We start from the raw sequence: 24,933 nt of genomic DNA, 5'->3' as shown, positions 1-24,933 counted from the left end.
GTTTAAATACTAGCGCTGTCAACGTGATTTGCTTCTGCCGAAATAGCTGGGATAATCAAGCGAAAGCAAGTTTTTTCGTGTTCAGGAACATAGATTAAACGCGCCTGATTAGCTTCGCTAAACGCTTGTGATAAGTATAAACCTAAGCCCGTACCGGCTTTGTCAGTGGTAAAAAAAGGCTCAAATAAGTGCTCAATGTCAGCGCTTTTTACCCCTGCACCCTTATCTAATATATCGATTATAACATCGTTGCGTCGACTATAAACCTCTACTTCTACGTAAGCATGAGGGTGGGATAAACTACTGTAGCGCAGACCATTATTGATTAAATTAATCAATATCTGCTCTAATTGATCGGTATCAAAGACAATAAAAGGCTGCACTGTACCGGATAAAAAGACATCATGACCATTAAAATGATTCGCAATAAACTCTACCATCCAGCTCTTAAGCTCAATGCTGTGTTTATTGGGCGGCTGTCGTTTAGAGAGCTTTAACACATCTTCAATGATTCTGTTAACGCGTTTGGTTTGTGAGAATATCATCTTGTACAGCTCTTGATTACCATCATCTACGCTATTAGCCGCCGCAGTTTCAACCGTATTGGCAGGCTGGTCATCGACTTCTTCCATAAGGAGCTGGCTGGCTTGTGAGATGGCTGATAAGGGGTTACGAATCTCATGAGCAATACTAGCGGTTAGCTGTCCAAGTGAGGCAAGCTTTAGCTGTTGTGCGCTGGCTTGTTCACGGCGTAAGTCTTCTAATATTATCAGGCGGCTATAGTCTTCTAGTGGAGTGACTTGTACCCGTAAGCGCGCCACGATCGAAGCTTCTATAGTCGTTGGTAGCTTATAAGTAAACAGTCGCGTTTGCCCCGCAGGTACCGCCAAACAAGTCTCTAATAACTGAGCGTGTAGATGCGCTAATTGCTGTTGAAAGTTTTCTAGCGCATTGTTTTTTTCAGTGATACCTAATAGCTGATAAGTAGCGCGATTGGCCAGTACAACCTGCTGCTGATCTAGGACTATAACGCCATTGACCATTTGGCTGATAACTTCTTGATTGATATCATTGAGTCGGGCGACTTCTTTTGCTTGCTGTGCTGAGACTTTTTCAACGTGTAATAAACGCTGCGATATTGTCCAACTCAAAAAACCAACGACCAAAAAGCTGGCGGACATGAGCAGCGCGTCGCCTAGATTAGCTAAGCTGATGCTACTAGAGAGAGCATAAAAAAACTGCTGATAAATAACAAAGATAACGGCGAGCAAAGTGATGACTAGCGCTTGCGAGCCGGGAAGTAACATAAAGCTTGCGGCAACTACCACCATATACAGCATCGTCAGTTGTAAATCTGGCGCGCCACTGCTATAGAGCAGCAAGCTGAGCATAATAATATCGACTACTAAGCCAAAGCCGAGCTGGCGCTGTGGGCGCTTACGCACGACATAGAATAAACCCAGCAAAATAATACTAAGTAGCGTATAAAATACCAATGCTGTCTGCTGTAGTAAACTAGGCAAGAGCAAATTATCAGCATTAGCATTAGCATAAGCTAATATTAAATAAAATACGTTAACGACAAGGCGGTAACTGCTATAAACCAGTCCCAATCTACGTAGCTGTGAGGAAGGCAGAGTATCGTTTTGCTGACGATAGTTGTTGATGATAGTCATCGTTTTGGCTAATAGGGTCATAAAGCAGAGGTATCACAGCAGTATAATAAAGATAGCATCATAGTAGGTCACTTCAACGACAGCACGGCATTAAACAGTATTAAATTGCTTAGACTCACTTCAAATCAGTAAAGTGCTGAGAGAATAAAGTCTCGATAGAACAAAGTATTAAGATACTGACACTCCATAAGAGCATTAAACCAAACCAAATAAGAGTCGCGAGTATTTAACTTAGGGCTGAATCAAACCATGACGAATGGCTAAGTGCGTCAACTTTACATCACTATCGACTCCTACTTTTTCGTAGATGCGGTAGCGGTAAGTGTTGATCGTTTTGACACTCACAAATAGCTGATCGGCGATTTCTTGTGGACTTTGACAATTAACCACCATCATTGCTACCTGTTTTTCTCTGTCGCTTAGTAGATCAAAAGGCGAGCCAGCTTTATCAGAGAGTAACACTTCCGCGAGCTGCTCGGCCACATCATGACTGAAATAACGGCCCCCTTGATACACTTTTTTGATCGCTCTTATCATCTCATCAAGAGGCGTTCCTTTGGTGATATAACCATTGACGCCCGCTTTAAGCAGCATAGAAGGGTAGGGCTGAGTAACGACGCTACTCACTGCTAAGATCTTACAGCCTATATCGAGTTGTACCAAGCGTTTAGTTGCTTCTAAACCACCAATATTGGGCATATTGACATCAAGTAAGATGACATCAGGGGTCAGCTCACGCGCCAGTTTGATAGCCATGTCTCCGCCGTCAGCTTCACCTACAACTTCGATATCAGCACTATCGGCTAACATCCGACTAATACCCATACGTACCAGATCGTGATCGTCTACTACTAATACTCTAATCATAGTTATACTCTTAATTATACTGTCCACAGAGTGTTTTATTACTGCTTTTTTTACAAGCTATCATTTACGGCTAAAAATAAGACCATTTTGTAGATAAAATCTTAGAGATAAAGACTTTGAAAAAGAACGAGTTGATCGTATTATATATTACTGAAATGTTAATCAATATTGCTGAAAACTAAAGCAAATGTAGCAAAGTTTACTCAAGACTCAAAAAGGTTTACGTAGATGGCATAGTCGATTACTCTAAAATACAAACCATGATACACTAAAAGTACACAATACTATCTTAGTAATCATTTGCTAGTCGTCATTGGGCTATATTGGTAATAATTTATCAATGAGCTGATAGTGAGCTAGTCATTATTAAGCCACATTTAAACATAGTCGTTGCACGCTATTTATCTATCGGTTGTCTATTATAATTGGTGACTGATGCCATACTAACCTTAGGGGGAAGAATGAGAAATTTATCATTAACCAAACAGCAGCTCGTTGCTGCTCTGATTTCGATGAGTTTGGGCGGTGTTGCGCAAGCGGCGCTTACAATTAATGGTAACCCTGAAGCTAGTGCTCGCGTCAGTTGGGGCGGCGCTGATAGTTTATCAGAAGCTCGTAACATTATGTACAGCAAGTCGTCTAGTGTCAGCCGCTCTAATAGTGGTTCAGGCATCAAAAAAGTAGATAACGGTTACGGCACCACCAATATTACCAACGCTAATAGCTATGGTAGCAGCAATAATAGATTCAATTCCAGCAATAGCTACAATACTACCTACCGCGGCAGTTTTGGTAGCAGCGACATGATTCCAATTAGTACCGATTCTCGTAGTGTAGCGGTGATCGATGCGGAAACTGGCGAGTCCATTTACGAAAAAGACGCTGATATCGCTCGGCCGATGGCAAGTATTACCAAAGTAATGACTGCTATGGTGGTGCTAGATAGTGGCCTAGATATGCGTGAGGAGCTGATACTCGAGCCTGAGGATTTTGTGGGTCCTAAGCGTGCCAGCTCACGTCTAAAATCAGGTGATCGCTTAAACCGTGCTGAGATGCTATTGATGTCTTTGATGAAGTCTGAAAACCCAGCGGCAAAAAGCTTAGCTCGTAACTATCCAGGCGGCTATGATGCCTTTATGCGGGCGATGAACCGTAAGGCCCAAGAGCTCGGTATGACAACCGCTTTTTTTGGTGATCCGACTGGACTGGATAAGCGTAATGTTGCCTCCTCAAATGATTTGGTAAAGATGGTACGCGCCGCTGGTAATTATGATGTGATTCGCCGCTTCTCTACCACTAAGAGCTATGATTTTTATGTGGCCAATTACGCTAGTGGTAACCGCACCTATTCTGCCAATAATACTAGCAGCTTAGTTCGCTCAGGTAGCTATCCTATCGGTATCTCCAAGACAGGGTTTATTAATGAGGCAGGCCGCTGCGTAGTCATGGAAACTCGCGTCAATAATCGTCCAGCCATCATTGTGATCTTAGGCGCTAACAGCTCAGCGACACGTTGGGGCGATGCCAAGAATATCTTGAATAGTTTGGCGAGCCGCCGTACGGTGTAAAGACTATCCTAGTATTGTGATTATTATTAGGCTGTTATTTAAGGTAACAGCCTTTTTTATAATAATTATTTTGAAAGCTGATATTTAATTAAAGATATAAAACGTAGATCTTAACTTACATAGTGAATAAATTATCTAAACCTCAATTGAGTCACCCACGATATGACTGAGCTATTGACCCCATCAAATCTACCAATCCCCAAGCTGTATTTGCTGACTAATGATGACGAGTTGCCAGTGCTGATGGCTAAGCTAGAGTCTGCTTTGGCGACAGGGGTGGTGCACTTACTCCAGATCCGCCGCAAACAAGTTTTGGCGTCAAAAGATGGTGCCGCTAAACTCTACCAAGAAGCGCTGCAAATAGTAGCGCTCGCCAATAAATACAAGGTTGCAGTCGTTATTAATGACGATATAGCACTAGCGGAGAAGCTGAGCGCGGGCGTGCATTTAGGGCAGAGCGATGGCAGTGTCGAGAAGGCCAGGCAGCGCTTAGGTAGCAAGCAAGTAATTGGGCGTACTTGTCATAATGATGTCGATTTGGTCATCAAGGCCAATAGCGAAGGCGCAAGCTACGCGGCAATGGGCGCTATCTTTAGCTCAACGACTAAGCCTAATGCCGAGCCTATAGAGCGCTCGAAGCTTGTAGCAGGATGCGAGCAAGAGATAGATATCTGTGTGATAGGCGGTCTAACGGTAGAGAATATTATTCAGCTACAAGGTTTGCCTATTCGTTATATCGCGGTTGTTGGAGATATTATGGATTTGAGCGTTGATAAAATCGCTCATCAATGCCAGCAGTGGCAGCAAGCTTTGAGCGCGTGGAATGCGCCCAGCTCAATATAGGTTGCCATCAAGAGAGTCACAGCTCAAATTACCCAAACGATACAGAGCAAGAGCGGCCTAAGAAAGGCGTGTTTAAATCTAAACACGCCTTGATTATTATCGATAATAGGTTTAACGAGAGTTTTAGATAGCTTTATTCCGCGTGCTCCATACATAAAGTCGCATAAGGCACGGCTTTTAGACGCTCTTCTTGAATAGGCTCGCCGCAGACTTCACATTCAGTATAAGTGCCATTTTCGATACGGCTTAGAGCGTCATTAACATAAATAAGGTTTTGCCTGGCTTCTGCTGCAAGGAGCTGGCGTGTATCGTTTTGACGAATAGAGATCGCTTGATCTTCCCAATCTTTATTGAGCTCATCTTGTGGGTTTTGAATATGATCTTCAATGTTATCGATGCGAGTTTGGTATTCTTCTTTTAGGTCTAATAGTGTTTTTTTGGCCACATCTAAATCAATACTCATTATACTCTCCTACTGGTTTTTGTTGTTTTGTACCGTATCAGCTTAAGGCGGATAAGCCAATAGTACCACCACGAAATGTTACTGAGGTTTATCGAAGGTTTATTATAAAGGTGCCCAGTTTATTAGGTATAAATATAAGCTAGATTGAGTTGACGGTATATTAGATAGACCGCTAAAATGCGGCGCAGCAAATAGCGCTATACATAAGAGTTGGCAAATCAAGGTTAGCAAACGAAAAGTTAGCAGATGCGGCTTGTTAAATAAAATAGTGTCAAAGCAGTTGGACGTGCTCAACACGCCCGAATGAATAAACCGAACATTCAATAAAAGACAATAAGGTAGAAGTGGTCATGAACTTTTTGCGTATGAGTGAGCTGGAATTGACGGGTAAGGTCGTTTTAATTCGAGAAGATCTCAATGTACCCATTAAAGACGGTAAAGTAATGAGCGATGCGCGTTTGCAAGCGAGCTTGCCGACTATCCAGATGGCTCTAGACAAAGGCGCGGCAGTTATTATTTGCTCTCATTTGGGTCGTCCGACCGAAGGTAGCCCAGAAGGCAAATACTCGCTAGCGCCTGTCGCCGCCTATTTAACGCATAAGCTAGAAACGCGAATCACCAAGCCGGTCACTTTAAACCGTGATTACTTAGAGAACAAGGTCAATATTCAGCCTGGGGAAGTGGTGCTGCTTGAGAACGTTCGCTTCAATAAAGGTGAAAAAAGTAACGATGCTAGCTTATCGCAGCACTATGCTGACTTGTGTGACGTCTTTGTGATGGATGCTTTTGGCACCGCTCACCGGGCGCAGGCGTCTACAGAAGGGGTTACCCAAGCGATGCATCAGGCGGGTAAAGTCGCTTGTGCAGGGCCACTATTAGCCGCTGAGCTTGATGCTCTCAGCCGAGCGCTTGAGACGCCAGCTCAGCCCATGCTAGCGATTGTTGGTGGCTCAAAAGTGTCTACTAAGCTTGAAGTATTGCATAGCCTAGCTGAAGTCTGCCGCCAAATCATCGTTGGTGGTGGTATTGCAAACACCTTCTTGGCGGCGCAAGGACATAACGTCGGAGCTTCTCTATTTGAGGCGGACTTAGTCGATACCGCGCGTGATATTATGACTAAAACCGATATTTTACTGCCAGAGTATGTGATCACCGCAAATAAGAATGATATCGATTTTGCAGATTTTACGGGCTCATTACAGCAAGCCAATGCTGAGGTCAAAGCAGTTACCGATATAGCCGCTGATGATATGATTTTAGATATCGCTGAGCAAAGCGCCAAAAAACTGGCTGACGCTATCAATAATGCTAAGACTATCTTATGGAATGGCCCTGTTGGGGTCTTTGAAGTAGATGCTTTTGGCACAGGTACGCAAATTATCGCCAAAGCCGTGCAAGAGAGCGCCGGGTTTTCGATAGCTGGCGGCGGCGATACTTTAGCCGCCATTGATAAGTATCAAGTCGCTGACGGCGTGAGTTATATGTCGACAGGAGGCGGTGCTTTCTTAGAGTTTGTCGAAGGAAAGGTGTTACCTGCCGTGGCCGCCTTACAATTGAGCGCTTAATATCGCTGATAGTAACATTAGGCGTACAAACTTCGTAAATCAACTGAGGTAGGCTGTCAAATTATTCGTAAGCATAGTCGTCATTCGATCATGTTTAAGAATAGTGAGTTGAAGCAGTTATTATATTGTTAATATACTGAAAATTTTTATTGCATGTCCTAATTGCTAACTATAAACTAGCAAAACCATGTAATTTGACATGCATTATTTACAAGAGGTTTATTATGTTAAAACGTCATTTGTTACTTGCCAGTGTCCTTGCTGGTACTTTCGCAGTCACTGCATGTAGCCAACAAACGGAAGAGAACACCGAAGCTGCTGTCGAATCTGCTGGTGATGATATCGCGGCTAACACAGACGCTGCCGCTACTGAAGCTGAACTGGCTGCTCAAGACGCTGAAGTTGCCGCGCAAAATGCTGGTGATGAGATTGCTCAGGGCGCTGAAACAGCTGGAGCTGCAGCTACCGATGCGCTAGCTAATACTGGCGATGCTATCGCTGATGGCACAAATGCTGCTGTTCAAGGCACGGCTGAAGCCGTAGCTGACGGTGCTGATGCTACAGAAAATGCTGCTAATGAAGTGGCTGTAGAAGCTGACCAACAATACTAATACTCATTAAAGCCGCTGACACTATTTGTAGCAACCTAAAGAGTAGTTAGTTCAAGATAAATCTCTACTTTATTTAAAAAGCCTTGGTTATTGCCAAGGCTTTTTCTGCGTTTAGCGGTGTTAATTAATTAATCCATCATTGAGTTTTATAATCGAAGTGTTCAGAAGATAAATAGAAGCGTAAGCACTACGAGAGTTGGGTATAGTTTGCTATAATCATCCCGCAACAATTATGAGTGTCATTTTCATATTTTTAAAATTTAAATAGAGAGCGTTTTATGGCTTTAATATCCCTACGTCAGCTACTAGATCATGCCGCTGAGCATAGCTATGGCGTACCTGCCTTTAATGTTAACAACTTAGAGCAGATGCGAGCTATCATGATGGCCGCCGACGCTTGTGATTCACCAGTGATTGTGCAAGCGAGTGCAGGGGCACGTACTTATGCTGGATCCGCTTTTTTGCGTCATCTGATTCTAGCTGCTATTGAAGAGTGGCCGCATATTCCAGTTGTTATGCACCAAGATCATGGCATGTCGCCGGCGATCTGTCAGCGTTCTATTCAGCAAGGGTTCTCGTCAGTGATGATGGATGGCTCTTTGGGTGAAGACGGCAAAACACCAATGGACTATGACTACAATGCTAGCGTGACCCGTGAAGTGGTCAAATTCTCTCATGCATGCGGCGTCTCAGTAGAAGGGGAGATCGGCTGTTTAGGTAGCCTTGAGACTGGCATGGCAGGCGAGGAAGATGGTTCTGGCGCTGAAGGAGTATTAGGTCAAGAACAGTTACTGACCAGCAGCGATGAAGCTGAGCAATTCGTCAAAGATACGCAAGTCGATGCGCTAGCGATCGCGATCGGTACCAGCCATGGCGCCTATAAATTTACCCGTCCGCCTACTGGTGATATTTTATCTATTGAGCGGGTCAAAGAGATTCATGCGCGTATCCCAAATACTCATTTAGTAATGCACGGCTCGTCTTCGGTGCCACAAGAATGGCTCAAGGTCATCAATGAGTATGGCGGCGATATCGGTGAGACGTACGGTGTACCTGTCGAGCAAATCGTTGAAGCGATCAAACACGGCGTGCGTAAGGTGAATATCGATACTGACTTGCGTCTGGCTTCCACCGGGGCGATTCGTCAGCACTTGGCTCAAAACCCAAGCAATTTTGATCCACGCAAGTACTTCAAAGCTTCTATGCAAGCGATGTCCGACATCTGTACCAATCGCTTTGAAGCTTTTGGCTCAGCAGGTCAAGCGCATAAGATCCGCCCAATCAGCCTTGAGGATATGGTTGATTTTTATAAATAAGTTTTTTGGTCAAAATGGCTTATTTAATGATATTTTAGAGTTCCATTAACGACAGGTAGCGCATTATGATAGGACTGATTACTGGGCAAGTACAGCATTTAATGGCACCAACCGCTTGCATTATGACCGCTTCTGGTGTGGGCTATGACATCGAGCTGCCGCTACCTTCGTTTTGTCAGTTGCAGCTTGAACAGCAAGCGAGCATTTGGACGCATCTACATGTGCGCGAAGATGCGCAGCTACTGTTTGGTTTTATCGATCGCAAAGAGCGTGACGTGTTTCGGCAACTGATCAAAATCAACGGCGTCGGTGCCAAGATGGCTTTAGCGATGCTTTCAGCGATGTCAGCCGCCGAGCTAAAAATGCACGTCGAGCAAGACTCTGAAGTTGCGCTCACTCGCATACCAGGTATCGGCAAAAAGACTGCGCAGCGCTTACTGATTGAGCTCAAAGATAAGCTTAAAAACATCGAAGTCGATAATAGTTCTTTAGTGCTTGATGTAGAGCCTGTTGTTGTTTCCTCTGAGGGCAGTATTCTAGCAGAAGTAGAAGGAGCGCTGGTGAGCTTAGGTTATAAAGAAAAAGAGGCTCAGCAGGCCATCAAAGCGGCTAAAAGTGACGGCGCTATTTTTGAGGATACGCAAAGCTTACTCAAAGCCACTCTGCAGCAGCTGTCCAGATTTTAGCCAACTTCGCCGATTACAACTCTATAATCTCTTATCAATAAGCGACACTAGATGTCGCTTATTTACGTTATATTGTCCTTTCTTGAGCGTTTATGCATGACATAGGCAAGCACTTTGGTTATGCTATTTAATACGTTAATACCCTAATTTTTTAAAAATGATAAAACTATGAGCCAAGAGCGATTAATCAATCCTTTAGAAGGCGCAGGCGATGCTCCTGATGTCAATATTCGTCCGTCATTGCTCACTGAATATATTGGACAGCCTGTAGTCCGTGAGCAGATGGAAGTATTCATTGGCGCGGCGCGGGCTCGTGATGAGGCGCTAGATCACACGCTGATATTTGGCCCACCAGGTCTAGGTAAAACGACGTTAGCGAATATTATCGCCCGCGAGATGGGTGGTAATCTGCGCTCAACCTCAGGACCGGTGCTAGAACGTGCTGGCGATTTAGCAGCGATGCTGACCAATTTAGAGGCTGGCGATGTACTATTTATTGATGAGATTCACCGTTTAAGCCCTGTTATCGAAGAGATTCTTTATCCTGCGATGGAGGACTTTCAGCTCGATATTATGATTGGTGAAGGACCTGCTGCCCGCTCTATCAAGCTTGATTTGCCGCCGTTTACTTTGGTGGCGGCGACAACGCGAGCAGGTTTGCTCACCTCGCCACTACGCGATCGCTTCGGTATCGTGCAGCGTTTAGAGTTTTATAATATTGCCGATTTGACCACTATCGTTAGCCGAGCGGCGCGGCTAATGCGTGTGCCGATGACCGAAGATGGAGCAGTGGAAATCGCTCGCCGTGCTCGCGGTACGCCAAGGATTGCTAATCGCTTGCTACGCCGCGTGCGTGATTATGCCGAGGTCAGAGGTGACGGTAGTATCAATGGCGTTATAGCAGCAAGCGCGCTCGATATGCTAGCAGTCGATAGACGCGGTCTTGATCATCTCGATAGACGCTATATTGAGATATTGCTTGAGCGCTTCGATGGTGGCCCGGCGGGGGTAGAAGCAGTCGCCGCTGCTATGGCTGAGGATAGAGGTACGCTTGAGGATGTCATTGAGCCCTACCTTATACAGCAAGGCTATGTACTGCGTACCGCGCGCGGACGCATATTGACGCAGATGGCTATCGATCAGATGGAATAAGGCTAAAGTTCTTTATTCATTACAAATGCGCTGACTCGTAAAGTTAGCGCGTTTGTAATATCAGCCAATAAGAGCAACTAACAGTGGATTATTCCGTCACAGCTAGCGGCTGTGGCCAGATCTTACCAGGGTTGAGGATGTTATTAGGGTCTAGTGCGGACTTTATAGCTTGCATGACGGCGACAGCATTACCGTGTTCTTGCGCCATGTACTTTTGTTTGCCTTGACCGATACCATGCTCACCCGTGCAAGTGCCATCCATCTCGATAGCACGTACTGCTAATCGGCTGATTATGGCGTCAGCCGTAGCGATTTCCTCCGGATTATTAGTATCGACTAATAGCAAGACGTGAAAATTACCATCACCGACATGACCGACGATAGGGCCTATCATCCCTGAGTCTTCGATATCCTTGGCAGTCGCGCTGACACATTCAGCTAAGCGTGATATAGGCACGCAGGCGTCTGTCGATAAGGCGCTAGCTTCCGGTCGTAAAGCTGAGCTGGCATGATAAGCATTGTGCCGAGCTTGCCAAAGACGTTTTCGCTCCGCCTCATTGGTATCCCATACAAAGTCGCTACCATTAAACTCTTCTATAATCTCGTTAAAGGTTTCAGCTTGCTCACGCACGCTAGCTTCCGTGCCATGAAATTCGACAAATAAAGTCGGCGTCTCTAGCAAGTCTAAATTAGCATAAAGATTGCAGGCTTTGACTTGCAGGCTATCTAGCAGCTCAATACGAGCAATAGGCAAGCACATCTGGATGGTGAGCATCACCGCCTGGCAAGCTTCTTCAACCGTTGGAAAATGACAAAGTCCGCTGCCGATACATTCGCTAATACCGGATAGTTTTAGCGTCACTTCAGTCACAATACCTAGCGTACCCTCAGAGCCAATAATGAGACGTGTTAAGTCATAACCGGCCGCCGACTTTTTGGCACGCGTTCCAGTACGGATAATCTCTCCGCTAGCAGTGACTACTTCAAGGGCTAGGACTACATCTTTTATCGTGCCATAACGTACCGCATTAGTGCCTGAGGCGCGAGTCGCAACCATACCGCCGATGCTGGCGTTAGCACCGGGATCTATTGGGAAGAATAGCCCAGTATCGCGCAGATAGTGATTGAGCTGCTCGCGGGTGACGCCAGGCTGCACGGTCACGGTTAGATCTTCGTGATGTACCTGCAAGATAGCGTCCATAGCATGCATATCTAAGCACAGACCACCGTGTGGCGCGTTAAGTTGACCTTCTAATGACGAGCCAATACCAAAAGCTATCACTGGCATTTTATAGTCATTACAGATAGCGACAGCTGCCGCTACCTCCTGCTTATCATAAACGGTCAATACCGCATCGGGTGGCTGATTGGCTAGCCAAGTCATCGTGTGTCCATGCTGCTCGCGAGTGGTCAGGTTGGTACTGAGCTGCTTACCAAACCTCTGTTTTAGCGCTGCAATGGCGGCGCTATGGTTTGGCGTAGCGAGTTGATTATTATGACTAGGATAGTTTTGACTAGACGCTTCGGTAGCGTTGCTAATAGTTTTTTGATGGGTATCGTGGTCAGGATGACGAGTGGCGGACATAACTAGCTCCTAGAAAAGAAATAGATTTTCGATAAAAAATACTCATGATGTTATCAAAAAATTGCTTTTGATAACTGAGTCTTAGTGAGCATATTTTAGAGATAAGTTTAAGCTAAAATACGCCAGACGACTGCTAGAACCGCTAAAATATAAAACAGCGGTGATAACCAACCTATGACTTGGGTGGCAATAGCAATACTGATAGCAAATCCTGCTAATGCTAACCAGTCGCGGCGACGGTCGTTGAGCATATCAGCGCGTATTTGCTGCATCTCGCGCAGTTGGCTATCTTGTCGTGAGCCTTGTGAGGCCAAGCTTTGCAGGCCTTGATCGAGTAGTTTGGGGATATCAGTACTCGATAATAAAATCTCAGGCAGTTGCTTACGTAGCTGTTGCAAGTTACGCATAGGATCGAGCTGCTCTTTGATCCAGCCGCTCAAAATCGGCTTAGCTAACGACCAAATATCTAGCTCAGGATAGAGATCACGGCCTAGACCTTCCACATGGACTAAGGTCTTGAGTAGTAGCATCAGCTGCGGCGGAATACTCATATGATGACGGCGGGCGATGTCTAAGATTTGCATCAAGACGCCAGCAAAATCTATCTCATTGATAGATTTTTGTAGCATAGGGCCAACAGTGCGGCGCATGTCACGCACTAAGGCATGCTTATCGGTATTGGGCGGTATCCATCCGGCGCGACTAACAATATCGACTAAGGCGGTAAAGTTGTTATTCATTACTGCTAGTAGCATCCGCGCCACTATCAGCTGATCTTCCTTAGATAAGGTGCCCATAATTGCGCAATCAAGGCCGATGTAACGCGGCGCATGACCTAAATTGACAGGGGTTATCTCATTGGTAAGGGTCGTGACAGGCGGGGTCTCAACAAAGACATTACCCGGATGCATATCGGCATGAAAGAAATTATCACGAAAAACTTGGGTAAAAAATATCGTTAAGCCTTTTTCTGCTAATGCCGCGCGGTCATAACCAAGCTGATCAAAGACTTCTACTTGCGAGATCGGCACGCCTTGAATGCGCTCCATCACCATGACGTTCTTTGAGGCGTCATAAACTTCAGGCACATACATCAGCGCTGAACCTAAGAAGTTGTTACGCATCTTAGTGGTATTATCCGCCTCTAGCGTTAAGTCCAGCTCATTGAGCATCACTTGCCGATAGTCTTCGACGATATCGATAAGGTGTACCGCGCGTGCTGCCTCTATCCGCGCAGAGGCCCAATTGGCAAGTTCGCGTAATAACTCAAAATCAGCAATGATAGTCTCACGAATATCAGGACGCACGACTTTGACGACGACTTCGCGACCATCGGGCAGGGCGGCGGTATGCACTTGCGCAATAGAGGCGGCGGCTAAAGGTTTGGTATCGAAGCGGGCGAATAAGGTGTCAATCGTCTGACCTAAGCCCTGCTTGCTATTTTCGATTTGGGCGATAGCCGTATCAACATCGAAAGGCTTGACCTTATCTTGTAGTTGTACTAGTTGTTCGATGATCTCAGCCGGTACTAAATCGCGACGAGTCGAGAGCAGTTGGCCTAGCTTTAGAAATAGCGTACCCATATCCTCTAATGCATATTTGACCGCATTAGGCTGATGCTTTTTGCCCCAAGCGGCAGGATGCAAACGTAGTAAACGCGCCACAGGCTGCAGCTGCGGCGCCTCTTCTACAGGAAAATGAGTGTCAAGTCGATAACTGGCGGCAATACGCCAAAGCTCGAGTAAGCGTGCGCGATGAGATAGTAGCATGGGCAATAATTACTCTAGATAAGGTACAAGGTTAAAACAGTGGTAGTTGTAAGCGAAAAAGTTATCGCAATAGATTATTGATTTTGTCTTAAACGCGCTTGCTCCATTCTAAGCGCTGCCAACTTAGCCTCTTCGCGCTCAACATCCACGCGCAACTTAAGCAGTTGCTGCTTCAAATCATTAACCTCAGCTTTATCCGTCGGATCAGGCTCACTGGTACCAGCGATATCATTGGCCCAGTCGGTGACATCATCAAAAACGCGCTTACCGCTGTGGCGTAGACCCCATTTGAGCTGAGTGATCAGCAGCTGTAACTGACTTGCCATAGGTTTGCCAATGAGTGGCTCTAGCTGACCGGCAATGTCGGGGTCAAACCCAGCGACTAACTGTTTCAGCTGCATCAGCACTTTATAATCGCCTTCAATAGGCAAGTTACCTGTGGCGTCGCGCATCAAGTTGAGCAACTGCGCGGGATTATCGACAGTAATAATGCAGTCAGGCTGACTATGGCCTAGCCGCGCCATATCCATGTCCGCTTGCGCGCGCTCATCTAGGTGATCGCCGCCGCGGGGCTCAAAAACACTAGGAATCGTTACTGGCTCAAAACGCAAGCGCTTATGATTGAATATAACGTCTAAATGCAGCTCAGGCACCGCCATGTTGAGGCGCAGCACTTTACCAGCCAAGGGCTCAAGACCGGCTTGGATGATTTCATCACTCATCAAAGCGACATTAATAAGCTTCTCAGCGCCTGCCAAAAGTAAGACCGTTAGCATAATATTCTCACAGTAATAAGATTAGGTTTTCAGCTTTAAGCTCTAAATTTTAATAGTTACGCTTTAAAACCGCGATGCACGGCAACAATACCAGCGGTTAGATTGTGGTAATCGCAATTGACAAAGCCCGCTTGCTGCATCATCTGTTTGAGCGTCTGCTGATTAGGATGCATACGAATAGACTCTGCTAAATATTGATAGCTCTCAGCATCATTGGCGACGATTTTACCCATCATCGGTAGCGCCGTAAATGAGTATAAGTCATAGGCTTTAGATAAAGGCTCAAATATAGGCTTGGAGAACTCTAAGATAAGTAAGCGGCCGCCGGGCTTTAGGACGCGGTACATAGAGCGCAGCGCCGCATCTTTGTCTGTAACGTTACGTAGACCAAAGCTGATGGTCAATAGATCAAAGCTCTCATCGTCGAAAGGCGCTAGAGTCTCGGCATTCGCGAGGACAAAATCGACGTTATTGCAGCCTGCATTGATTAAACGCTCACGGCCGACCTCGAGCATAGCGGCGTTGATATCTGATAACACCACATGACCATGACGACCGACTTCACGGCTGAACACTTTTGCCAAATCGCCTGTACCGCCTGCGATATCGAGCACCTTTTGGCCAGCGCGAACACCTGATAAGCTGATGGCAAAGCGCTTCCATAAACGATGAATGCCAAAGGACATCAAGTCATTCATAATGTCGTATTTTTTGGCGACTGAGGTAAAGACGTCCGCCACGCGTGCTTGTTTTTCAGCTTTATTGACCGTTTTGTAGCCAAAATGCGTTTGCTCTAAACCATCAGTGTCAGGCGTATGTGGGTTGTTAATATCATCGCGTTGATTAAAAGCCGTTTTTTTGACTGCGGCATTATTGGTCTGAGACTGGGCTTGCTTGTCGGTAGCGGCACTCGTCGTATCGTTGTTAGGCAGCGTGGTTTGTTGACCTTGCGGGGTTCCGACTGGTAGGTCTTGAACTTGCGTGAAATCATTGGTTTTAGGACTAGCTGTTTTATTATTGTCGGTTGCAGTGTTATTAGTATTCATAATGGTTTTATTCTTAACTTTAGGCGCAGGACTTTGGCGAGCTTGTGCCTGTGCGGTAATATTTTGGTTATTAGCGATACTATCTTTGACCAACTTGTCTTGCAAGTCGCTATGAGGGTTAGGCTTGCTATGCATATTAGTATCGAGATGAGTAGCGTTAATACTATTATTAAGGGTGTCATTGGCAGTGTTAGTCATAAGATTATCCTATTACTGATACGCATGGCTAGTTGTTGATTTAGGAGCGCTAATGCTGGTATTTGTAGCGCTATGATACAGCAAACACGGTAACGGTGTCGCCATTATCCGCGGCATGGACTTGGTCGACAATGGTAAGCTCGCGCGTGCAAAAAGGCTCTATAAAGCCTTTGACGCTCTTTAACGGGCGCATAGCAGTAAACCCTGCATCGATAAAGTCATATAGCGGCTGATAATTATGGCGATAGGCGGTGCCTTTTGCCATAGCAAAAGCCTTGCGTAACATAAATGAGTTGATATATTTATCGGTACGGTAGCAGACTTCTTTTAGGTTCCCAAGCTGCGCTCGGCGTTCATCCGCTTCATCAACCGCACGATAAGCACAAATCATAGTCTCTGCATTGACAGGCAAGTCTTGCGCTATTAGCCACTGCGCTAAATGCAAGTCTAATTCAATGGCTAGAATAGCAGCGTAAATAGCCATACTCCCTGTTTCTAACGCTGCAGCAGGCGCGAAACGCTCTACTTTCTTGGCTTTAGGAACGATACGCTGTAGTTGTTCGGCGAGCTTTTTGAACTCATCACCGCCATAGAGCTGCGTCAAAAAATAATCTGCCATCGGCCGGTTTTTTGGTTGTTCAAAGACATCGGCATGGGTTTGTTCGATACGGGCGCGCTGCCATGCTTGCACTTCAATGAGTTTTTCATTCAGCGCTGCATCATCGTGGTAGGGCAATTGCCAAAAGCGCGCTAGATGATGTTGTAGTTCTGATAATGCTGACATAACAATCCTATATGAATAAACTTATATAAATAAATAATCAAGCCAAAAAATTAGCAGCTGAACGCTTATTATGCACAAAAAGTATAATAAAGAGTAAACACATGCTGCCTAAGAGAGTAGCAGAATTGGCAATAGCTACTAAGAGTTTTTGGTACATTTTTTATGAGGCTATGATACCTTAAAGCCTTCGTTTTTTCCGTTTTTATTAGGGCGTGTTGAACATTCATAAATAGGCACTGCTGATCGCTAAAATCGTTCCAGACTAGGCGCAAGTCGAAGATAATGTTAATACCTTAGCTAGACTTGCAACACCGTATGGGGCAATTTTAGCATCAGCCTGCAAGGATAGGACTCTTTTTTGCCGCTTCTCTGCTAAAAATATCCCCTTAGAATGACTAAGCTAGATATTTTTACCTTTGAATCGCCTAAAAAATAATCTCTGTCAGTGCCATGATCTAATGTTCAACACGCCCTACTAAGATGACTCTGCTTAATAATCGCAAGCACGCGGACACGAAAAGGGAGGACATGCCCTAAAGTTACCCTTAAATAAAAAACAATACAAATGGCAAACTGTTACACAGCGATATTATCTCGGTGGTAAGTGAATGCTATTATTTATCTATACCTTCAGAATAAATAACTAGCAAGTGAGTCGCTATCATGTTTAACGATAAAGAGCATAAAACCGGTGCAAATGAGAAAAATGATAATAGGCAGCAAGCTGTCAGCGCGCGCTTAGATCCGCAAGTAGTTAGTAGCCGTTTGACACCCAATCCGCTAAGCGAGTTTTCGATGGATGAAGATGAGCTTAGGCTGGCCTTGGTCACTGCGCAATTCGCGCTTAGGGCTACTAGGCAACAAACACCGCCGCCAACGAATAAGCCAACAGGCTTACTAGTGCTGGTCAATGGTATGGAGCAAGCGGGCAAGGGCAGCGCGGTCAAACAGTTAAGGCAATGGGTCGATCCAAGGCTATTAAAAGTAGAAGCCACTATTGGCTACCCGCCGTTAGCTTATCAGCCTATTTGGCAGGCGCATACTAAAGCGATGCCGCGTCACGGCGATGTGATGGTTTATTTTGGGAATTGGTACGCCGATCTGATACATAACGTGATACGCATGGTTCAGTATAAATCAGCAAACGGCGCGGAGGTACAACAAAAACTCCCAACAACGGATTGGCACCTTTATTTAAAAGAGCAATTGGCTGAGTTAAAAACTTTTGAGCAAGACTTGAGTGCCAATCATACCAAGGTATTAAAGTGCTGGTTTCATATCGATGCTGAGACGTTAAAGGAGCGTCTTAATGATGAGACAGCAGATCCTCAGTATCTGTATCAGATAGATTGGTGCGATGAGGAAGTGCTAGAGCAGTTTAACTTGATAGCAGCAACAATACTGAGCCAACAAGGCGACTGGGTCATTATTGATGGTAATGATAAGTCGCAAGCACAAACGAGATTTTGTCACGAAGTCCTGCACGCTATACAAACGGCATTAGCGAGTAGTGAGACGTCTATGAAAGAAAGCTCAGGCACCCCTGCAGCGCCCGACTCGCCTGATTGTACAGCCGCTGCTTTTATAGATACAGAAGTGCCAAAAGCGCTCACTGATATCAAAGACCATGACCTAGATAAGTCAGATTACAAAGATGAGCTAGCAGACAAGCAAGCTGAGTTTGCGAAGCTCATACGAGATCGCAGAGGTCGCCATGTTATTTTTGCTTTTGAAGGCATGGACGCGGCGGGTAAGGGCGGCTCTATTAAAAGAATGGTTGCACCACTCGATCCACGCGAGTATCAGATTTATAATATTGGCGCACCGATGCTTTACGAGCTACAGCATCCCTATCTTTGGCGATTTTGGACTAAGCTGCCTAATGAGCAAACGGATCGCATCAGCCGTATCGCTATTTTCGATCGCACTTGGTACGGTAGGGTATTGGTTGAGCGTATTGAAGGGTTTGCTGAGCCTATCGATTGGCAGCGTGCTTATGGCGAGATTAACCGCTTTGAGGCGGATCTACAAGCAGCAGGCACGCTAGTGATTAAGTACTGGCTCGCTATTGATAAGGATGAGCAGCTCGAGCGCTTTGAAGCAAGACGAGAAACCCCGCATAAAAAATTCAAACTCACTGATGATGATTGGCGCAACCGTGAGAAGTGGTCGGATTATGTGCAAGCGGCGGCTGATATGCTAGCGCATACAGACACTGAGCATGCGCCTTGGTGTATTGTCGCAACCAACGATAAGCGCCGTGCCCGTCTCGATGTGCTTGATCATGCGATTGAGCAGCTAAAAGCCTATAAATAAGTCACGAGATAAAAGCGAAAATAAGCGAATAAATATAAAGAGCTCTGCTCATAAACCTGTCGTTACAATTTTGGCAATTTCATTGTGCATAAGTGCTCAATATTTAATATAATGGGCGCACGAATAAGGGCTGATGACTCTTTTATTTGAGGGGTTAGTCCTATATACAGTGTTTTATTGAGCCAATGTTTTATGACTTCGATATTTATTGCAGTGAGGTGTATTGCCTAAATATTTGTCGCTTCAATATATCATTGTTTCATTTTAATGATTTGTTCTAATTCTAATGGTTTTATTCTAATAAACTTATTAGCGGCTATTTATGAGATAAATAATCGCTAGATACCTAAGCCGCGAGCTGCCTTAATCAATTGATTTAGACTGTTACTTGCGGCTTAATTGTATGTCTATAGCCTATGGCGGGCAGGTTTATAAGGATTGCTATACATTCAAAGAGTAGCTCTATCCAGATTCAAGCACGATGAAGTTAAGCTGCAATCACGCAGCTGAGCAGGATATCAGCGTGTGTTGTGACATCATTATCACTAGCAAGTCTCTTTAATCTTACTCAAGGCGTCTCATTTTATGGGTATTAGCAGCAACTCTACAGCATCAACCAAGCCGGTTGGTTCTATGAGAATCAATTTATTCTTTGCTATTTTACTGACTGCGATGACCAGCTATTTTTTATGGTGGGGTCTCGACTACACGATGCGTCAACAAACGACGTTGTTTATCGTTGCTACTGCCTTTGGTGTCTTTATGGCATTCAATATCGGTGGTAATGACGTCGCCAACTCTTTTGGCACCTCAGTAGGTGCAGGTACTTTGACCATTCCGCAAGCTTTGGGGGTGGCAGCGATATTTGAGGTGTCGGGCGCTGTATTAGCAGGTGGTGAAGTAACTGATACTATTCGCAGTGGTATTGTGGATTTGGACGGCTTGGCGGTCAGTCCTAATCAGTTCATTTATGTCATGCTGTCTGCTTTGATTGCTGCAGCGTTTTGGTTGTTATTCGCCACCAAAAAAGGTCTGCCCGTTTCAACCACGCACTCCATCATCGGCGGGGTAGTGGGTAGCTCTATTGTATTAGGGATCACTCTAGGTGGTACTGAGATGGCGCTCTCAACCGTAGATTGGGGCACTATCGGCACGATTGCTGTCTCTTGGGTATTGTCACCTTTATTAGGCGGCGTGCTCTCTTACTTCTTATATGGTCATATCAAACGTAACGTCATCGACTACAACGATCAGGCAGAAGCGCAAATCGCAGAGCTAAAAGCCGATAAAAAATCTATCAAAAAAGAGCACAAAGAACGTCTGGATGCGATGACTGAGTCTGAACAGCTCTCCTATACCTCAGCCATGCTTCGCGATCAAGACATTTATAAAGACGATGACTGTGACGTTGAGGATTTAGAGACAGACTATTATAAAAAGTTGTATATCGTCGAGCATGAGCGTGAAAGCTTAGATACCCTAAAAGCTTTGAAGAAATGGGTACCTATCTTGGCAGCTATGGGCGGGGCGGTGATGACCTCGTTAGTGGTGTTTAAAGGCCTCAAAAACGTCAATAGTAATATGACGACCCTGCAAGGTTTCTTAATCATGGGCATGATAAGTGCGCTAGTTTGGCTAGCCACCTATATCTATACTAAGAGTATCCGTGGTAAACACAAAGAGGATCTGACCAAAGCCACCTTTATTATGTTCAGCTGGATGCAGGTCTTTACCGCTTCAGCCTTTGCCTTTAGTCATGGCTCTAACGACATTGCCAATGCGGTGGGGCCTTTTGCTGCTATTATGGATGTGATTCGCACCAATACGATCGCCTCAGAGGCTGCAGTACCATCGCCTGTGATGCTCACCTTTGGAGTAGCGCTTATCGTTGGTTTATGGTTTATTGGCAAAGAAGTCATTCAAACGGTGGGCACTAACCTCGCCAAAATGCATCCGGCCTCTGGCTTTTCAGCTGAGCTTGCCGCCGCAGGCGTAGTAATGGGCGCTTCGACTTTAGGCTTACCCGTATCGAGTACGCATACTTTAGTAGGCGCGGTGTTAGGTATCGGTATCGTCAATAGAAACACCAATTGGGCACTTATGAAACCTATTGGACTGGCATGGGTTATCACTTTACCAGTCGCCGCAGCACTATCGGCTATCAGCTTCTTGATACTCAATCAAATTTTTAGTTAATGGGATATTGACTATAAAATGATGAAAAAGACAGGTTAAAAATTCAATGTTAAAAAAAGCTTATCGATGATCATCGATAAGCTTTTTTACTACAATAAAGTGTGGTTTGGTTTTAATTTATCATGATAGCTTTCATCATGAATTCAAGCTTCAAGAGCTTGTTTATTAGCAGCTTTATTAGCTAATTTATCTGTACCGTATTGTTGACGTTTTTTGGCAAAGAAACGATCTAAGCGATCCATAGCATTCTCTAAATCATGTAGATTAGGCAAGAATACTAAGCGGAAATGGTCAGGGGTATCCCAATTAAAGCCAGTGCCCTGTACCATGAGTACCTTCTCCTCAATCAATAAATCCATCATAAACTGCATATCGTCTTTGACCGGATAAATTTTAGGGTCCATCTTTGGAAAGCAGTAAAACGCTCCTTGCGGCATAGTGCAAGAAATGCCGGGGATCGCGTTAAGACGCGAGATTGCCATTTCACGCTGTTTAAACAAGCGGCCTTTCTCTGAGGTCAGCTCTTTCATACTTTGATAACCGCCCATCGCCGTTTGAATGGCATATTGTCCTTGCACGTTTGAACACAGGCGCATAGAGGCGAGCATGTCTAAGCCTTCGATAAAGTCCGTAGCATGTTGCTTTTTACCAGAGACCATCATCCAGCCGGCACGAAAGCCTGCAATACGGTGCGATTTTGACAAGCCGTTATAAGATAAGACTAGTACCTCATCGGTAAGCGTACTCATAGGCTTATGTTCGACATCGTCATATAGTACGCGGTCATATATCTCATCTGCCATAATAATCAAATTGTGCTCTTTAGCAACTTCGATAATCTGTTTTAGATTCTCATCAGAGTACAGCGCTCCAGTCGGGTTATTCGGATTGATAACCACGATGCCCTTAGTTTTGCTCGTAATCTTTGCTTTAATATCTTCGATATCAGGCTGCCAGTTATCATCTTCATTGCAGCGATAATGCACTGCAGTACCGCCAGAGAGATTGGTCGCTGCCGTCCATAGAGGGTAGTCGGGCATCGGAATCAGTACCTCGTCACCATCATTCATCAGCGCCTGCATCGTCATCACAATCAGCTCTGAGACACCATTACCAAGGTAGACATCGCGTACATCGACCGCTGATAGTAGTCCTTTAGACTGATAATACTGCAGCACCGCTTTGCGCGCCGAAAAAATCCCTTGCGAGTCTGAATATCCTGTCGCTTCTGGCAGATTCATCGCCACATCACGTAAAATCTCATGCGGCGCTTCTAAGCCAAAAGGAGCAGGGTTGCCGACGTTGAGTTTGAGAATGCGTTGACCTTCGGCTTCCATTTTATTAGCCATTTTTAATAAAGGACCGCGAATGTCATAGCAAACGTTTTGTAGTTTTTCAGATTTTTTGAGTTCAGTCATAGTCGTCTCTTCCTTGTCTTGAAGCTTTTTATCTTGAGGAGTTTTGTTTTGGTAAGTCGTATAACTATTTGAGTGAGTATCTAATTGCTGGCTTGGGTTGCCATGGGCTAGTGAGGGCTTATTTTGATCTGTCGTTATGGACTGAGGGTTGGGTTCACGCCCATCGCTATCATTGTCGCCGCGAAGCAGATAGCCTTCTGTGCATCCCAGAAGTCGCGCAAGCGTAGGCAGCTTGGAGGAGACGATACCATTAGTACCGCGCTCCCAATTGGAAATAGCGCCGCGACTGACTCTAGCGCCTGCTTTGGTCATTGCTTGTGCCAATTGCTCAGCGGTTAAGCCTTTATCACGGCGCAGTTGTACCAGTCTTTCAGCTTGTGCCAAGCGCTGGTCTTGAGCGAATTTATCTTGGGTTTTACTCATAATTAATTTGACCTCAGCTTATTAACACTTTATTAAATACTTTAATGCAAGATATTATTGCATTAGTACTGGCAATGCAAGCCATCTAACGTATTCCAATGCAAGTTATACTTGCAATATATAGTTTTTCCACAGAACTTCTATGAGGTGTTTTTAAGTTAATCTATTAATATCAATTATTTATAAGGTATTTTTGATATGAGTTAAAACTAAAAACAGTTCTTACTCATAAAAATGTAAGAGCACTTTAACGTGTGTTTTTAGTAATCATAGTCATCTACACATTGAATAATTAAGGATAACTACCATATCGAACCTATCAGAATGTTTTGAAAATTCAAAATTTTAAAAGTGAACGATAATAAGGAACGACTATGCAAGACAGCCAACTCACCAAAGAAGAGATTGCCCAGTTAACCGAAACCGACTGGAAGCAGCGTTTAAGTGCGGATGAGTATCATGTTATTCGCGAGAAAGGCACTGAGCGTCCTTTTACCGGCGCTTATAATGATGTCAATGATAAAGGCGTCTATCGCTGTAAAGCTTGCGGTGCCAAATTATTTGATTCAGAAAGCAAGTTTGATGCTGGCTGTGGCTGGCCAAGTTTCGATCAAGGGATCGACAATTCCGCTATTGATGAGCACGTCGATGATTCGCTAGGGATGCGCCGTACCGAGGTCACTTGCAGTAACTGTGATGCACACTTAGGCCATGTGTTCCCTGATGGTCCACGTGAGACTACGGGTATGCGCTATTGCATCAATTCAGTGTCGATCGATTTGGATAAAGCCGAAGACTAAGCGGCATTCAATACTAGCTATTGATTACGTAGACTTTGTTATATAGTAAGGGAGCTGATAATAGCTCCCTTATATTTTGGGCACAGCGACAACCGAATTATAATTTGATTAAGGATGAGTGATGAGTACTATCTATGATTTTACTGCTGAGCGTATGGACGGCACGATGCAGTCTTTAGCTGACTTCGAAGGTCAGGTGCTGCTAGTGGTCAATACCGCGAGCAAATGCGGTTTTACCCCGCAGTTTGAAGGGCTTGAGACCCTAAATGAGCACTATAAAGACCAAGGCTTAACGGTTATCGGCTTTCCGTGTAATCAGTTCGGTAGCCAAGACCCTGGTAGTAACGAAGAGATTGGCGCTTTTTGTCAAAAAAATTATGGCGTCAGCTTCCCTATGATGGCCAAAGTCGATGTCAATGGTAGCGATGCTCATCCAATCTTTAAGTGGCTTAAAGAGCAGAAGGGCGGGCTACTTACCGATGGTATTAAATGGAACTTTACTAAGTTCTTAATCGGTAGCGATGGTCAAGTGATCGACCGCTATGCGCCAACCACTAAGCCTGAAGCTATTAAGGCCGATATTGAAAAGGCGTTAGCAGCTGCTAAATAAGTTTTTGTTGCTAAGAAGACGTTTCTAGCAAGTAGTAAACAAATGATTTAAATATTTTAAAGTATAAAGCTAATAAAAACAGTTGCTTGCTAGTCAACCGCCATTTTCAGCAAAAAACTTTGCTGAAAATGATGAAAACTATTTGACAGACATGTCTAAATCTATATAATACACACCCACAGCAAGGGGCTTTATTGGTTCTGAGTTGTTAGAAGTTGATTAAGAGGTGACAGTCTTGATTAGCTAGATCTAAGAAATTCATTAG

The 24,933-nt window shown here is 44.8% G+C and carries 20 protein-coding genes; 11 read left to right on the top strand and 9 right to left on the bottom strand.

What is annotated here, in order from left to right; genetic code table 11:
- Positions 1–2: 2 nt before the first annotated feature.
- Together ACS8E3_RS06540 and ACS8E3_RS06535 are read right to left on the bottom strand one after the other, a co-directional pair.
- Positions 3–1,697, bottom strand: a complete 1,695-nt coding sequence (locus ACS8E3_RS06540) for a sensor histidine kinase (protein WP_439242458.1) — start codon at positions 1,695–1,697, stop codon at positions 3–5.
- A 210-nt stretch (positions 1,698–1,907) separates the two neighbouring features.
- Positions 1,908–2,543: a response regulator gene (locus tag ACS8E3_RS06535; RefSeq protein ID WP_439242456.1), complete on the bottom strand. Its 636-nt coding sequence runs from the start codon at positions 2,541–2,543 to the stop codon at positions 1,908–1,910.
- A 461-nt stretch (positions 2,544–3,004) separates the two neighbouring features.
- Here ACS8E3_RS06535 and ACS8E3_RS06530 point away from each other — a divergent pair, with 461 nt between their 5' ends.
- Both ACS8E3_RS06530 and ACS8E3_RS06525 read left to right on the top strand, forming a co-directional pair.
- Complete coding sequence (locus ACS8E3_RS06530; protein WP_439242454.1) at positions 3,005–4,111, top strand: serine hydrolase; 1,107 nt, start codon at positions 3,005–3,007, stop codon at positions 4,109–4,111.
- Positions 4,112–4,273: 162 nt separating this feature from the next.
- Positions 4,274–4,954: a thiamine phosphate synthase gene (locus tag ACS8E3_RS06525; RefSeq protein WP_439242452.1), complete on the top strand. Its 681-nt coding sequence runs from the start codon at positions 4,274–4,276 to the stop codon at positions 4,952–4,954.
- A gap of 133 nt (positions 4,955–5,087) precedes the next feature.
- Here ACS8E3_RS06525 and ACS8E3_RS06520 read toward each other — a convergent pair whose 3' ends face one another.
- Entirely contained in the window at positions 5,088–5,417 is a 330-nt protein-coding gene (locus tag ACS8E3_RS06520) for a TraR/DksA family transcriptional regulator (protein WP_439242450.1), read from the bottom strand.
- Positions 5,418–5,767: 350 nt separating this feature from the next.
- On the opposite strand from ACS8E3_RS06520, the gene ACS8E3_RS06515 reads away from it, so the two are divergent.
- The 5 genes from ACS8E3_RS06515 (at position 5,768) to ruvB (ending at position 10,747) form a co-directional block, all read left to right on the top strand.
- Positions 5,768–6,982, top strand: a complete 1,215-nt coding sequence (locus ACS8E3_RS06515) for a phosphoglycerate kinase (RefSeq protein ID WP_439242448.1) — start codon at positions 5,768–5,770, stop codon at positions 6,980–6,982.
- A 224-nt stretch (positions 6,983–7,206) separates the two neighbouring features.
- Positions 7,207–7,593, top strand: coding sequence for a hypothetical protein (locus tag ACS8E3_RS06510; RefSeq protein ID WP_439242446.1), 387 nt, complete (start codon positions 7,207–7,209; stop codon positions 7,591–7,593).
- A 278-nt stretch (positions 7,594–7,871) separates the two neighbouring features.
- On the top strand, positions 7,872–8,909 hold the full coding sequence (gene fba, locus ACS8E3_RS06505; protein ID WP_439242444.1) for a class II fructose-bisphosphate aldolase: 1,038 nt from the start codon (positions 7,872–7,874) through the stop codon (positions 8,907–8,909).
- Positions 8,910–8,974: 65 nt separating this feature from the next.
- On the top strand, positions 8,975–9,595 hold the full coding sequence (gene ruvA / locus ACS8E3_RS06500) for a Holliday junction branch migration protein RuvA (protein ID WP_439242441.1): 621 nt from the start codon (positions 8,975–8,977) through the stop codon (positions 9,593–9,595).
- Between the two features lie 168 nt (positions 9,596–9,763).
- Entirely contained in the window at positions 9,764–10,747 is a 984-nt protein-coding gene (gene ruvB / locus ACS8E3_RS06495; RefSeq protein ID WP_439242439.1) for a Holliday junction branch migration DNA helicase RuvB, read from the top strand.
- Positions 10,748–10,835: 88 nt separating this feature from the next.
- Here the strand turns inward: ruvB and ACS8E3_RS06490 are convergent, their stop codons facing one another.
- The 5 genes from ACS8E3_RS06490 to ACS8E3_RS06470 form a co-directional block, all read right to left on the bottom strand.
- The gene (locus tag ACS8E3_RS06490; RefSeq protein WP_439242437.1) at positions 10,836–12,332 is read right to left on the bottom strand and encodes an FAD-binding oxidoreductase; all 1,497 of its coding nucleotides are present in this window, start codon (positions 12,330–12,332) and stop codon (positions 10,836–10,838) included.
- A 107-nt stretch (positions 12,333–12,439) separates the two neighbouring features.
- The gene (locus ACS8E3_RS06485) at positions 12,440–14,101 is read right to left on the bottom strand and encodes an ABC1 kinase family protein (protein ID WP_439242435.1); all 1,662 of its coding nucleotides are present in this window, start codon (positions 14,099–14,101) and stop codon (positions 12,440–12,442) included.
- A 74-nt stretch (positions 14,102–14,175) separates the two neighbouring features.
- Positions 14,176–14,877, bottom strand: coding sequence for a ubiquinone biosynthesis accessory factor UbiJ (locus tag ACS8E3_RS06480; RefSeq protein ID WP_439242433.1), 702 nt, complete (start codon positions 14,875–14,877; stop codon positions 14,176–14,178).
- A gap of 56 nt (positions 14,878–14,933) precedes the next feature.
- Positions 14,934–15,923: a bifunctional demethylmenaquinone methyltransferase/2-methoxy-6-polyprenyl-1,4-benzoquinol methylase UbiE gene (gene ubiE / locus ACS8E3_RS06475; RefSeq protein WP_439242795.1), complete on the bottom strand. Its 990-nt coding sequence runs from the start codon at positions 15,921–15,923 to the stop codon at positions 14,934–14,936.
- Between the two features lie 268 nt (positions 15,924–16,191).
- The gene (locus ACS8E3_RS06470) at positions 16,192–16,905 is read right to left on the bottom strand and encodes an FFLEELY motif protein (RefSeq protein WP_439242431.1); all 714 of its coding nucleotides are present in this window, start codon (positions 16,903–16,905) and stop codon (positions 16,192–16,194) included.
- 663 nt (positions 16,906–17,568) lie between these two features.
- Here ACS8E3_RS06470 and ACS8E3_RS06465 point away from each other — a divergent pair.
- Both ACS8E3_RS06465 and ACS8E3_RS06460 read left to right on the top strand, forming a co-directional pair.
- A complete protein-coding gene (locus tag ACS8E3_RS06465) occupies positions 17,569–19,221 on the top strand; it encodes an ATPase (RefSeq protein ID WP_439242429.1) in 1,653 nt (550 codons plus the stop codon).
- A gap of 585 nt (positions 19,222–19,806) precedes the next feature.
- Positions 19,807–21,417: an inorganic phosphate transporter gene (locus ACS8E3_RS06460; protein WP_439242427.1), complete on the top strand. Its 1,611-nt coding sequence runs from the start codon at positions 19,807–19,809 to the stop codon at positions 21,415–21,417.
- A gap of 143 nt (positions 21,418–21,560) precedes the next feature.
- Here ACS8E3_RS06460 and ACS8E3_RS06455 read toward each other — a convergent pair whose 3' ends face one another.
- Positions 21,561–23,258: an aminotransferase class I/II-fold pyridoxal phosphate-dependent enzyme gene (locus ACS8E3_RS06455; RefSeq protein WP_439242425.1), complete on the bottom strand. Its 1,698-nt coding sequence runs from the start codon at positions 23,256–23,258 to the stop codon at positions 21,561–21,563.
- A 374-nt stretch (positions 23,259–23,632) separates the two neighbouring features.
- On the opposite strand from ACS8E3_RS06455, the gene msrB reads away from it, so the two are divergent.
- Both msrB and ACS8E3_RS06445 read left to right on the top strand, forming a co-directional pair.
- The gene (gene msrB, locus ACS8E3_RS06450) at positions 23,633–24,058 is read left to right on the top strand and encodes a peptide-methionine (R)-S-oxide reductase MsrB (protein WP_439242423.1); all 426 of its coding nucleotides are present in this window, start codon (positions 23,633–23,635) and stop codon (positions 24,056–24,058) included.
- A gap of 121 nt (positions 24,059–24,179) precedes the next feature.
- Positions 24,180–24,668, top strand: a complete 489-nt coding sequence (locus ACS8E3_RS06445; RefSeq protein ID WP_439242421.1) for a glutathione peroxidase — start codon at positions 24,180–24,182, stop codon at positions 24,666–24,668.
- The last annotated feature ends 265 nt before the right edge of the window (positions 24,669–24,933 follow it).

The sequence above is a fragment of the Psychrobacter sp. 2Y5 genome (assembly GCF_051847375.1).
Taxonomy (GTDB): domain Bacteria; phylum Pseudomonadota; class Gammaproteobacteria; order Pseudomonadales; family Moraxellaceae; genus Psychrobacter.
This window is presented reverse-complemented; position numbering and strand designations above follow the sequence as displayed.